The sequence below is a fragment of the Candidatus Babeliales bacterium genome, from assembly GCA_041660205.1.
Taxonomy (GTDB): domain Bacteria; phylum Babelota; class Babeliae; order Babelales; family Chromulinivoraceae; genus JACPFN01.
This window is the reverse complement of sequence record JBAZWT010000001.1, coordinates 132,449-145,888: the sequence shown is the minus strand read 5'-3', so window position 1 is coordinate 145,888 and position 13,440 is coordinate 132,449. Positions and strand designations below refer to the sequence as shown.

The window sequence follows — 13,440 nt, the reverse complement described above, 5'->3', positions numbered from 1 at the left end:
TTAGACTAACCATAAAAAAAGGATGTCGTGACTATTTATACACAAAAATTACTTTTTGATTGCGCTATTTTTTTAGGATCGCTTGGTTTGTGTGCCCTTTTGGCATTTATGGAAACAAGCATTACTGCAATTCGTTTATTTAAGATAAAAGAATTGGAACGTACCTCACAAAAATATAAAGTTTTTTTGCAAACTCTTGAAAACAAGCCGCAATATGTACTCATGACAATTCTTGTTGCGACAAATATGATGTGCATTACATCAGCGATTCTTTTACAAAACATCATTGAAAATGTCTTTGCAGATTTCGATCTTCCTCAAGGCCTTGGTTTTACCGTTGGTATCGCTTTAGGCACTATCGTAGTTTCACTCATCGGCGAAATTATTCCAAAAAGCATTGCTCAAGCCAAAACAAACCCACTAGCTTCTTTACTCTGGCTTGCAAATCTTATCTTTTATATCGTGTCCCCTGTTACCCGTCCACTGCTTGCTATTTCTAAGTATTTTTCTCAATCAGAATATGACAAGCATGACGGTCACGACCAAATCATATCTGAACAAGAGATTAGATTTTTAATTAATTACATAGAGAAAAAAGGCTTAATGGAAGCTGATAAAACAAGTATGCTTCAAAATATTTTTCGCATGGAAAATACCCATGTAAAAGAAATTTTAATCCCCAACAGCAGCATTATCAGCGTTGATATTAATAACGATTTAAATATTTTATTATCTCTTTTTAAATCATATCAATACTCACGGTTTCCGGTGTTTGAAGGTAACCCTGAAAATATCATCGGCATCGTATATCAAAAAGATCTTTTTTTACAATTACAGCTCAATAAAACTGCTTGCCACCTACGGGATATAATCAAGCCTATTATTTTTGTTCCAGATAGTCTTAAAGTTAGCGAACTGCTTAAAGAATTTAAAAGACAACGCATTCATATGGCTATGGTTATTGATGAATACGGAAGTACTATCGGGCTTGTTACCCTTGAAGACGCCCTGGAAGAAATCGTTGGAGATATTACCGACGAGCATGATCCAAACGCTGAAATTTTGAAAATTACAACAATTGTTCCCGACCAAGAGTGGTCTGTTGATGCAACTATCGACTTAGATAGACTTGAAGATGTTTTACAAATTAACTTTCAAGTTGAAACAGCGGTAACACTTGGCGGATTTTTAACAGAACATTCACAACGCCTTTTAAAAATCGATGAAAGCTTTTACTATAAAGGTTTTTGCTTTGTCATTACACAAGCAAATGAAAAAAGAGTTTTGCAAGTCAGCATCAAGCGTACAGAAAGCAAAGCTGACTGCCCCGGAGCTTAAGATGCTTAAATAGTAACGGACTCCGGCTTAAAAGCCGGAGCTTTTAAAAATGATTGCCCATTCATCCCCGGCTTTAAAAAGCCAGGGTTTTCTGGGCTGGAAATAAATTCTGTTAAAAATATAAATTGACGTTAAACCATGTTGAAATAGTATCTGGTTTGCTACTTGATGAATCACGTTCATATGCAGAATTAATACCAATTTTAGTAGTATAATTTTTTGAATCAAATTTATAACCGATTGAAAAATATACTGAATTTGACAATGAAGAAGACTGAGCTCCAGAACAAAGGTTAATATCATTAATACTAACAGGAGTAAATGATATATCGCTTACCATTTGATTACTGCCTGGTTGAACTCCTTGGGAAATATTTGCCATACTTGCGCTTTCTGGGTTTGTTGCAGCAATCCCTTTTAAGTCAGCTACAGCAATATTTAAAAGTTCTTGCTTACACAATGAAATCGTCTCAGCACTACGATACCAAAAATCATACCCCAATTCACAACTCCATGCATTATGCTTACATTGCATTGCCAAATACAAATCAAAAGAACTTTGTGGAGTTACTTGTGCATTAAAAGTTAAATCGTTAATTGCAGGATATGTAACATTTTTATCAGTTTTATGAACAAACAACATGTAACGAGACCATTGGCCGTTATTTTTTAAATCAAAAGATCGATATTCTTCAGCTTTGAATGCATAGCGATATTTAGCTTCTGAAAGCAGCGACAATTCAATACAATCATTTTTTTTGATACTCCAGTCTATGTTAGCTCCTGTTCCAAGTTGCACGTGCTTTGATCCTACTAATGGCTCAAATAAAAATCGAGCTTTTGATCCAGAGCCTGTTGGAATTCCAAGCAATCCATACAGATCAAAATATAAAGATTCAGTTTGATAAGGATTGTATATCACCTTAACCTGGATATCATCAAATCCTGTTTTTATTTGATCTCCACAAATTTTCCCAAACAATCTTTTAGGGTTAGAAAAGGACTGAGTTATAGTGCGATAACCAGAGACCGTACCGTCAGTTTCAATATTTTTTTCAGAAAAGTGTAAATCATTTTTTGATATTATTAACGCCGTGTTAACAGTTACTTTAAAATTATGGGGCAATTGAGCCGCAAAATATAATAAACTGCCAAATGTTTGTCTTTTCGGACGGAATAATAATGTTGAGTTATAGAAACTATCGTCAGATGATATTACTTTAAACCATAAAGGATTTATATCGCCAGAATTATCTTCTTTTGCACTCAGTAAACATTTATGACCAATCGTAAAATATTTTTGAAATTTTGATCCAACAGTTTGTGTGTAAATTGGTTTAAAGCAAAAAATATAATCAAATTCTTCTGTTAATTGAGCATCAGACATAAGCGCATTTTCTAAAATAGGATTAAATGTTAATTGACGAGGTACAAATATCGAAGATGGATAACTGTCAACGCCTTGCGCAAAACTGCCATAAAAATTACATAAAATTGCCATAATTATTGCTTTAAATACTTTTTTCATTTTAAATCCTTTTCAAATTAAATTATATATGATTATATATCTTGCTTGTATTTATATTGTAAAGGATTTGTTGTGATTAAAAAAAATTATGTGATTTTAATTGTTTTTATAAGTTGTTTTTCAAGTAATATTTTTGTTTCTTCTGGCACCCTTGACACATCTTTTAATGCTTTAGGAATACAACCAGGAACCGCTTCAACTACCATTGATGGCTTCACAATTGATAATTCTGGATACTCAGTAGCGATACAACAAGATGGAAAAACAGTTGTTGCAGGATATGCTGATATTGGTGGAGCATATAACTTTGCAGTAGCGCGATTTAATACAAATGGCACCCTTGACACATCTTTTAATTCTGGAGGAGCACAACCAGGAACCGCTTCAACTACTATTGATGGCTTCGCAATTGATAATAAAGGATACTCAGTAGCGATACAACAAGATGGAAAAATAGTTGTTGCAGGAACGGCTGATATTGGTGGAGCATATAAACTTGCAGTAGCGCGATTTAATATCGATGGCACCCTTGACATATCTTTTAATTCTGGAGGAGCACAACCAGGAACCGCTTCAACTACTATTGATGGCTTCGCAATTAATAATACAGGAAACTCAGTAGCGATACAACAAGATGGAAAAATAGTTGTTGCAGGAACGGCTGATATTGGTGGAGCATATAACTTTGCAGTAGCGCGATTTAATACAAATGGCACCCTTGACACATCTTTTAATGCTGCAGGAACACAACCAGGGACCGCTTCAACTACCATTGATAATTCTACATATAATATTGGAACATCAGTAGCGATACAAGAAGATGGAAAAATAGTTGTTGCAGGATTTGCTTTGATTGGTGGAACATTTAAATTCGCAGTAGCGCGATTTAATACAAATGGCACCCTTGACACATCTTTTAATGCTTTAGGGTTACAACCAGGAACCGTTTCAACTACCATTGATGGCGTCGCAATTGATAATGAAGGGAACTCAGTAGCGATACAACAAGATGGAAAAATAGTTGTTGCAGGATTTGCTTTGATTGGTGGAACATTTAAATTCGCAGTAGCGCGATTTAATACAAATGGCACCCTTGATACATCTTTTAACGCTGCAGAAATACAACCAGGAACCGCTTCAACTACTATTGATGGCGTCGCAACTGATAATAAAGGATACTCAGTAGCGATACAACAAGATGGAAAAATAGTTGTTGCAGGAGAGGCTTTTGTTGGTGGAGCATATAAATTTGCAGTAGCGCGATTTAATACAAATGGCACCCTTGACGCATCTTTTAACGCTGCAGAAATACAACCAGGAACCGCTTCAACTACTATTGATAATTCTACAGATAATAATTTTGGAAAATCAGTAGCGATACAACAAGATGGAAAAATAGTTGTTGCAGGAGATGCTTTTATTGATGGAGTAACTAAATTTGCAGTAGCGCGATTTAATGGAGATGCAATAGTTGCAATGATTGATCCTTTTGCATTAAGACTCATAGAAAAATATGGTCCAAGGCTTTGATGAGTAAACTGATTACTTGAGTCAGTATAATAAAGGAGAAGGAACATGATCATAATAAGAATTTTTGCTGAAGAAATTTTTAACGCTCAAGGATTACCTACAATTCAATGTTCTATCGAGCTTGAAAATGCACAGACCGTAAAAAGCTCTATTCCTTCTGGGTTTGATCAACCTTTAGGCGCTGCCACTTACGTCTACGACACGAACAACCGAATCGTTCAAGAGCGCATGCATCAATCTATCAATTTCATCAATGACGTCATTGCTCCAGCGTTTATCAATCAACCAATTAATGCACTTGCTATGGATAGCATGCTCATGGATCTTGATAGCGCACTTGTTGGCAGCAACACGACGCTTGTGGTGAGCATGTCTCTTTTTAAAGCTCAAGCAGCGGCAGAAGGCTTGCATTTATTTCAATTTTTACAAACAATTTCAGGAACAGAAAAAATATTTATTCCTAAGCCTCTCACTTCTATTTTTCAATGTCGCACAGACCAAAGCATTCCAGAAATAAAAGAAGTTTTGGTCATACCGCATCAGAGCTCTTATGAAAACAATCTTCATGCAGCAATTTTACTGCATCACCACACTAAAAAAATTTTACAGGTAAAACATCACGCAACAACAACCGGCCCGTACGGTTCATTCTCGCCGCATTTTACTAATATCGATGAAATATTTACGCTCCTTGAAAGTATCACGCAAACTATTCCAGATCACACCTACGAATTTGGTCTTCATATCGCAGCACAAGACTTTTATGACGACGGCACAAAAATCTATTCCTGGAACAAAGAAGCGCTATCTTCTCAAGCTCTTGTTGATACGTACTCTGCACTAATCAACAAACATCCTTCTATCACGTACCTACAAGATCCAATGGCGGAAACTGATCATGCAGGTTGGAAACTGCTTACCAGAGAATTATCGCCAACTATGAAAATTGCCGGTGATAAAATTTTTAGCTCAAACCCTATGAAAATCAGATGGGGAATTCTGCAAAGAATTTCGAACATGGTCATTATAAAACCTGAATACCTTGGAACAATCAGCCGTACTATTGCTGCCATTGATGCATGCAGAAACAATAACCGCGTTCACATCATAGCCGGTGACAGCATGGGTACCAACGATAGCTTTGTCAGTGATCTTGCTGTAGGAACAGGGGCCGCTTTTTTAAAAGCTGGTGCTCCTTATGGTAGTGAACACATGACTAAATACAACAGACTGCTTGAGATTGAACGATATTTAATGACACAAAAATGTATTTTGCTGCATTAAAAAATTTTTAATTATTTTCACAATAAAAAAGCCTTGGGAAATTTCTCAAGGCTTTTTTATACACGCTATTTTATTGATTTAAACTTGTAGTCGCTCCTGAGCTTGCAAGCCAGCTTCAAATGGATTTTCAAGATCTCTTAGGAAGTTTGTCAGTGAATCAATGCGTCCGTCAACTGCTGCTCTGCTTGCAAATTTACTGTTTGAAGATGCATCACTAAACCAACCAACTTTCATATCGCCACCAAATCTTTCTGGTTTTCGAGCAGTTGTGTTTTTTATTGGAGCATCAAAGTTACTTTGCCCTAAATCAAACGTAGGAAGTTCTTCTAATTTTTCTTCTAATAATTCAGATGCTGATTGAGCTTTGTCGCTATTAAAGAACCAACGAGTTATAGGATCTTTTAAACTTCCAAATGCTTCTTCACTATCAGCAATCTGATCAACCATAAAATTTCCTGCAGATCTTGTAATCGGACCAGCGCCACCTTGCGTTCTTGGAATAACTACCGTAGGACGAATCAAAATATACATTTGCGTTGCATGCCCTGTCTTACTTCGGCTGGTAAATAAGTTACCAATCACAGGAATGTTTTCAAAAAACGGCACTGATCGTTTTGTCACATCTATGTCTTCTTTGATAAGCCCACCCAAGATCAATACATCACCACTTTTCATAGAAACGGTTGTATTTAAAATACGTTTCGATCTCGTACCTTCTGTTGTATTGTCAGGAGCTAGCCAGGTTACCAAGCTTGTTTGTATTTGCAGGCTAACCGAATCGTTATCACTAATGAGTGGTGTAAAATTAATACTTACAGGAGCTACCATTTGCTTATAGTTCACTGTTGGGCTTGTACCGTTTGAAACAGTATCTGGTAAGTTTTTTGTAATGCTACTTAAAACAGACGCTGGCTGATTATTTAAAGCCATAATTACCGGACGCGTAAAAACTTTTGACGAACCGTGCGATGAAAGAAGCTGGAAAAAGGCCCAAACACCATTAGTCCGTTCTTTTCCACCATTAATCATAAACATAGTACTCCCATTAAATGCTTTAGGAGCATTTAAAGAATCTCCAGCCACTGCTCCGGAAGGCAGCACGCTAGGAGTTGCTAAAACATCTAATCCACCAGTACCAGCAATACCTGCAGGATTTAAAATATCAGACAAATCTCCGAGTAAATTATAAGAAGTGCTACTCGTCCCAGGAAAGTCATTACCAACAATATTATTGATGAGCAACCCAGCCTGCGCCTGCATATATTTTGGAAAAATAGCAGGATCAAGTCCGCGCGTTCTTAACTGCGCTCCGAGCTTACGAGTAAATAATAAATCTAAATCCATGACAATCGCTTCAATAATCACTTGCTTTTGAGGTATATCAAGTTGCTTAATGAGCGATTCAATACGCTCCCAGTCTCTGCTTGAACAAGCAATAACGAGTCTATTACCACCTTGCTGTATAGCTGTTGTTGCAATTGGACTAGGGCCGCCACTATTAGTAGCTGTAGCCAGAGTAGATCCTTGAGGGGTTCCACCGGAAATATTTTCAGCTTCAATTTTAATATGAGGCTCAAATCCTAAATCCGATACGGCAGAGCTTGTAGATTGACCCGTACCACTAGTATCACCTTTAACAAAAGCACTTAAAACAGTCTGAAACTTGGCTGCATTTAACCATTGCAAGTCAACAACATGAAAAAAAGATTTGCCACTTTCTAACGGCAAATCTAAATATTTTTTAATGAATTTTTTAATCTCTTCAACATCTTCCATTTTTCCCATAATCACAATGAAGTTTAATTTTCTTCTTGCTTCTTTTGGATCAAGGTTTTCAACTTTTACATATTCAGAAAAATAACGAGCACGAGGTGTGCCGCTTAAACTCATGTCTGGTTTTTTGGTAGCATCACCGCCCCCAATGACATTTTTCAAAACAGCAACTACTTCATCAGATTTTGCATGTTCAATTTTTAAAACTTCAACAGCTTCTCGAAATCCAGATTCATCAAGTATCGTAACCAACTGCATGACAGATTTAACCATCTCTGACTTGGTGGTTAAAATCATTGAGTTTGTATTTTGGTCTAATACTAGTTGCTTATTTGCATCTGGCGTAGGAAGAACAGGAAGAATATTATTTAAAATAGCCAGCAACTCTGTCTGCTGTTTTTTCACCTGAATATTATTAAAATAATAAATAAATCGAATGCGCTCCGACGTGTCAGGAAGTTGCATATAATCAATTCCAATATACAAAGGTAGCGGCTCTGCAAAAGATTTCATATTACTAATTAACGTATAAATTCCGTTGCCACGAAGCACAAGTGTACATCCAGCTTGTTCACAAATCATAGTCACAAAGTCCCAAGCTTCTGTCATGGTTACTTTTCGTCCAGCATCAAAAGTTACCGTTGTTGTGATTACTTCAGTTTCTGGATATAAAATATTAATGTTTAATTTTTGAGCGAACTCATTTAAAAGATCTTTTAAGTTTTTTTGTTGATATGAAAATTCAACCAACTCACTCGAAGTACCAGCAACCGAACGTTTTTTTTCTACGCTTCTAATTTTTTTTTCCAAAGCAGCTGAGTCAACATCCGAGTCAAGAAGCATGCCATGGGCAACAGCGCTGACCATGAAAAAAAATCCAACCAGTATTTGCTTATGTCCTGTCATATTCCCTATTCCTCTGCTCTAAGTGTAGCTTCTGCCCTGAGTGTAGCTATCGACATTTTCACATTAATTTTTTTTGCGTGACTTGTTTTGGAAATATCAATTCCATCCAAAGTTACATACACCAACTGTTGTTCTTCAATGTATTGTAAAATTTCACACAGTTGCCGAGTATCAATATTTGAAAAACTTAAAGCCAAGTTTTCCTCGGTATATCCATTAGGAAGCTTTCGAAATGTATAGCCTGAAGTTGCTTGATGTGCCGCTGAATACTTAGCCTGCATATCTTGAAAAAACTTTTGAATGGTAAAGCTTTTATTTGCTTTTAAAATCTCAGCTACCTTGTTTTTTTGCTGCTCAACAGCTTGATACTGTGTCAAAATTTCTTGAACCGTTGCGCGTGATTTATTTAATGTGACTATTTTACTTTTAATATCTTTCAAAGCAAAAATATGCCAAATTATAATCCCTATCACTATAAATCCACAAATGCCTACGTAAACACTGCCCCACAAGCGCAATTCTTTACGATCAAAATTTGCAGCAAAATCACGAATTGAATCAAATAGCATCATGACGATCCTTTCTGATTATCTTTAACTTTAAGCTGTACAGAAAATTCAACTTCGCGCGGTATTTCAACTAATGTGAAAAATTTCAAGCCCATCAACTCTTCTTCAAAAACTTCTATAGCTTCCAAGTTTTTAAGAGTCCCAGTTAAGGTAGCTTTTTCATAATCAAGGTGCATAAAACGCAGATCAAGACCTATGGCATCGCGATCAATGTTAACGCTTAAATCTTGTAAATACTTTAAAAGGGATTGTTCCGTTTGCTTTGAAAATAAAAACCATAAATCTTTTTCCCGTTTAAAAGCTGCTTGAGCTTTTTCTACGATAGTTTTAATACTTTTTTCATTTTTCAAATCAATATTCATACGTTGTCCAACTGTCTTAATAAGTTCTTTTCTCGATGAATTATATGATGATTCCCATTTTTGCAGTACAGAAAAACTACTCCAGAAAGCACCGCCCAAACACAAAATAGTCACAGAAAGGAGCGTAAGTAATTGTTTGTTGAGTAAGTTATTATCACTTTTTTTAGCAAAAGTTTTTAAAAAATTAATGTTATCGTCAAAATGCGTAAAAACACCAAGGGCAAGACTGAGCATGCTGTCAATTTTTAATTTTTCTTTAGATACAACTTTTATAGATAGTTGATTGAGAATTTTTTCTATATCAACCAAACGAGCATGACTGCCAAAAAACAGTTGGGCTTCCTGTGTAAATTTTGAAAGATTGCATCCCCAGCCAGAAAACCAGATTTTTTGGGGTTTTACGTACACAAGGCCCTCTTGCTTTTCAAAGAAAAGTAATGTTTTTGAAACTTCTTCAAATATTTTTTTTAATTCTGCAGCAACGATATCTTCCGAAACCTGCAGTTCTTGAGCTGATATGAGATCATGAGCCATATCATAATAAGCAGTTCCTGTTTGCATGCTCATTGTTTGAGCAATGTCAGATATACCAAACGGAATCGTTCTAACTGCACGCAGCACTCCATCTTGCATGTAAAGTACTCTGACAACGTCAAATCCAATATCCACCAAAAGTTCTACTTGCTTGTGTGTTATTTCAACAGGAGCAAATGTTTCCGGCTGCGGAATTAAAACTTTTTTACGTCCAAAAAGATTTTGAATTTTATCTAAATACTTTTTAAAAGTAGAAAAACGAGAGCTCGATGTTGTAAGCAGTAATTGCTCTGGTTGTTGCTGCAGTAATATTGCATGACCTGCTTTGTGTGGTTCGTACATACCATGGAAATATAAAGTATAAAGAGCAAAAATATCGACCGTAATGACAGAAAGTGCAAGTTCTGCTTTTTCAAAAAGAGCATACTGAGTATCAATATCTTCTTTTCGAACTGCAGCCACAAGTACTGTCGATATTTTTTTATCCAAATCCTCTGATGTAACTATGAAATCAATCACAGCTTCATCAACTGAAAATGGTAACAAAGCTTCGACTTCATACGTAACAATCATTTCAAGTTTATCGCGGCCTAAAAAGGGCAATTGAATTTCTTTAAAAACTACTAAAGAGCTTGAAAGAGAGGTAACCACTTCATCATAAGCACCAATGGTTGAAGCAATTTTTTTTATAGCACTTATTTGCGCTTGCGCAGAAAAATCTTTGAGAGCTATCGTAATTTTATTTTTAATTTGAACCGTTTTACCAGTGTAATCCAAGAGTAGTCCTTGAACGAGCATTGGCGTAACGTCAAAGCTTAAAACTCGCTTTTGAAATAAATAATAATTACCAATTTTTTGAGGTACTAAAATATCACTCAACATTTACCGCCCCTTCCCTTGCTGCATGCTACCTTGAATCGAATTTTTCATAGTTGATGATATATTTTCAGGCTGACTTTGCTCAATATCAAAGCTTATGCCAGACTCTTGCTCGCGTTGCTGTTTTTTTGATTTTTTCTTTTGATTTTTTTCTGACCTTTTCTTTTTGCTCGACTTTTGCTGCTCTGGAGCATTCAATGGTTGATTAATTCTTCCATCAATTTCTCTTCTTTTTTCAAAAGTATCACCTGTACGTAATTCTTGTAAAACCCTTGACCCGTCTGTTCCAAAAAATGCTCGTTGAATCGGATCTTTTTTATTAGTAAACCAATCTGTCTCATCAATTAAATCTATATTTTTCTGAGCTTCTCTCAACTTATAGTCAGTGTAATCATCAATGTCTGTCGAGTCATTGGTAGGATCTATTATTCGTGGCGATATAAAAATCAAGAAATGATCCCGCGTTATTGTTCGGGTCTTTGATTTAAAAAACCAACCAAAAACTGGAATGTTTTCTAAAAATGGAACACCATTTGATGCTGAAGAATATGTTTCAGTCATGATTCCACCAAGTACCAAAGTTTCACCATTGGCCACAGATGCTGTAGTTTGTACCGTCTTTTCATCGCGAGGTGAAAGATCGCCACCGCTGTCTGCAGGATTTGCAGCTTGCGTAAATCTGCTATTTCTAACCATAATCTGCAAATTTATAATATTTCCTTTGTTGATTTGCGGCTTAATTTGTACATCAAGCGTTGCTTCAATGTTAGTAAATCCTGTTGTTGTCAAAGATCCGGTTGAAACAACTCTGCCAGAAACTTGTCGACGCTCCTCGCCACTTTTAATTTCAGCCAACGTGTTATTAGAAACAACAACAAATGGATTAGCAACGATGTGAGATGATACAAGCGTTTTTAGCACTTTGAAAATAGCCCATATCGGTCTGCCAAACGTAACTAAAATACTTCCTGCTTCATTGAGTACAGGACTTCCAAGAAGCAGCGCCAAGCTTGATTTGATTGAAAAATCTTCGGTAATAGGAGGATTTCCGACAGTTGTAACAATTGGCGTTCCTGTTGGAACACCTGAGGTTTGAGCTGTTACGTTTTGCATGAATGTAGGTCCAAGTTTACTTGCACCAGCGGCTAGAGTTCCAGCACCATTTGGGCCACTGATTTGCGCGCCCAATGTTTTAGTATCAATGTCTTTGACTTGCACAATTAAAACTTCCAAGCCAATTTGCTTTTGCGCCACATCAAGCTCTTCAATTAAAGGTCTAAGAGCTTCAAAATCTTCTGGCGTTGCATTAATAATGAGTGAATTTGAATGAGTGTCAGCAGCTATGGTCATTTTTTGGAAATATTTAACGCCATCAAGTACACCACCATATTTGCCAGCCATCGTTCCTGAACCATACAAAACAACTTTATTTAGTAGCGCGGCAACATCTGTTGCAACCGTATATTGCAGTCGATACGTAAAGATTGGAGGAACTCCACGATCAAGAGCAATGTCGACATGGTTGACTACAAAATCTTCTACGCGCTTTACTTCTTTGGCACTGCCTAAAAGAATCAGTGAGTTTGTCCGATCATCTGCAACAAGCACAACTCCTTGAGGAAAATATTCCAGAAAGGTTTCTTTTTTTCCAGGAGTCCATACTTGCGCTGGTTGCGGTCCTGCAGATGCTGCAGGCTTTGTTAAAGAATTATAAAGCGTTTTAACATCGCTAGCAGTTGTTCGCTTTAACTTCACAACAGATAAAACTTCAGGCAGCACTGATCGATCTAGCTCTGTAACAATCTGCATAAGCGATTTAATCGCACAAGCGCGATCGGTAAAAATAAGAGCTTTAAGCCCCGCAAAAGTATCAAGCTTTGCTGATCCACCCTGCATAGGTCTTAAAACTGGTATAATATTTTTTGGTTCAATGTTTTTAGCAAAATAAACAAATCGAACAATCATATCGGTATCGGGCAAAATATTTACATCGACGCCGATAAACGTTGGGATTGTTTCACTATTTACTCTGGCCAAAGGTACAATTTTATAAAAACCATCTTGGACAAGAGGAACAACGTCGAGCCCTGCGATATGCAAGAACGTTAAAAATAAATCCCAGCTTTCTTTTCTGGTTAAATTTTTATTGGTTCGAAAGGTAATTTTATGGCCAGAATAACCCTTAGCGTCTTTAGCCGCAGGAGTAATAATTTCATCATGAATAAATTTAATATTGTGAACAGATTCAATATAAGAAACTAAGTTAGCCAAACTTGCTTCTTCAAAGTTGAATGCTATCGTCGCGCCGTCCTCAACATCATATTTGTTTTGATACAAAACTCCTGACTCTTTATGTTCAATTTTTTCTTCGATAAGCTTTTTAATAGATGCATCATCGATTTTTTTAATCGGAGCTTGCTTTGCAACTTCCGCAGGCTTATCAATTTTTTCTTCAAGGACTTTTTTAAATGCTGGTTCTGGTGAAACATCACGAGTAACTTTAGCCGTAGCAACAGGCGCAGGATCCGGCATAGAAAAATCCATGACTGGAGTTGCTGGTTTGTTTAATTTTGACGTTGATTCAGGGCTGTTTTTCACGCTTGAAAATATATTGTTACGTGATGGTTTTGGGGTAGTGTCTGCTGTCGATTTATCACCAGGTAAAAAAAATCCTGGGTGCAAACAATGTGTGCCCATCAAAGTGATACTTAAAAATACTATTTTTATATTTTTCATA

Annotated in this window: 8 protein-coding genes; 3 read left to right on the top strand and 5 right to left on the bottom strand. The window is 36.4% G+C overall.

The features are described from left to right. Positions 1–27: 27 nt before the first annotated feature. Positions 28–1,338, top strand: a complete 1,311-nt coding sequence (locus WC747_00645) for a hemolysin family protein (protein MFA5998515.1) — start codon at positions 28–30, stop codon at positions 1,336–1,338. A gap of 112 nt (positions 1,339–1,450) precedes the next feature. On the opposite strand, the gene WC747_00640 is transcribed toward WC747_00645, so the two are convergent. Beyond that, a complete protein-coding gene (locus WC747_00640) occupies positions 1,451–2,866 on the bottom strand; it encodes a hypothetical protein (GenBank protein ID MFA5998514.1) in 1,416 nt (471 codons plus the stop codon). Positions 2,867–2,938: 72 nt separating this feature from the next. Between WC747_00640 and WC747_00635 the strand changes: the two genes are divergently transcribed. Together WC747_00635 and WC747_00630 are read left to right on the top strand one after the other, a co-directional pair. Then, positions 2,939–4,396, top strand: a complete 1,458-nt coding sequence (locus tag WC747_00635) for a hypothetical protein (GenBank protein ID MFA5998513.1) — start codon at positions 2,939–2,941, stop codon at positions 4,394–4,396. Positions 4,397–4,441: 45 nt separating this feature from the next. Then, positions 4,442–5,680, top strand: a complete 1,239-nt coding sequence (locus WC747_00630) for a hypothetical protein (GenBank protein ID MFA5998512.1) — start codon at positions 4,442–4,444, stop codon at positions 5,678–5,680. Positions 5,681–5,758: 78 nt separating this feature from the next. On the opposite strand, the gene WC747_00625 is transcribed toward WC747_00630, so the two are convergent. The 4 genes from WC747_00625 to WC747_00610 are packed head-to-tail and all read right to left on the bottom strand — an operon-like array spanning position 5,759 to position 13,439. Then, positions 5,759–8,359, bottom strand: coding sequence for a secretin N-terminal domain-containing protein (locus WC747_00625; protein ID MFA5998511.1), 2,601 nt, complete (start codon positions 8,357–8,359; stop codon positions 5,759–5,761). A gap of 5 nt (positions 8,360–8,364) precedes the next feature. Further along, entirely contained in the window at positions 8,365–8,931 is a 567-nt protein-coding gene (locus WC747_00620) for a hypothetical protein (protein MFA5998510.1), read from the bottom strand. Then, positions 8,928–10,706, bottom strand: a complete 1,779-nt coding sequence (gene pilM, locus WC747_00615; protein MFA5998509.1) for a pilus assembly protein PilM — start codon at positions 10,704–10,706, stop codon at positions 8,928–8,930. Before pilM ends, WC747_00620 begins: the two co-directional genes overlap by 4 nt. Beyond that, positions 10,707–13,439 (bottom strand): secretin N-terminal domain-containing protein, encoded by a 2,733-nt coding sequence (locus WC747_00610; protein ID MFA5998508.1) that lies wholly within the window; start codon positions 13,437–13,439, stop codon positions 10,707–10,709. It abuts the gene before it with no gap. Position 13,440: the final 1 nt, after the last annotated feature.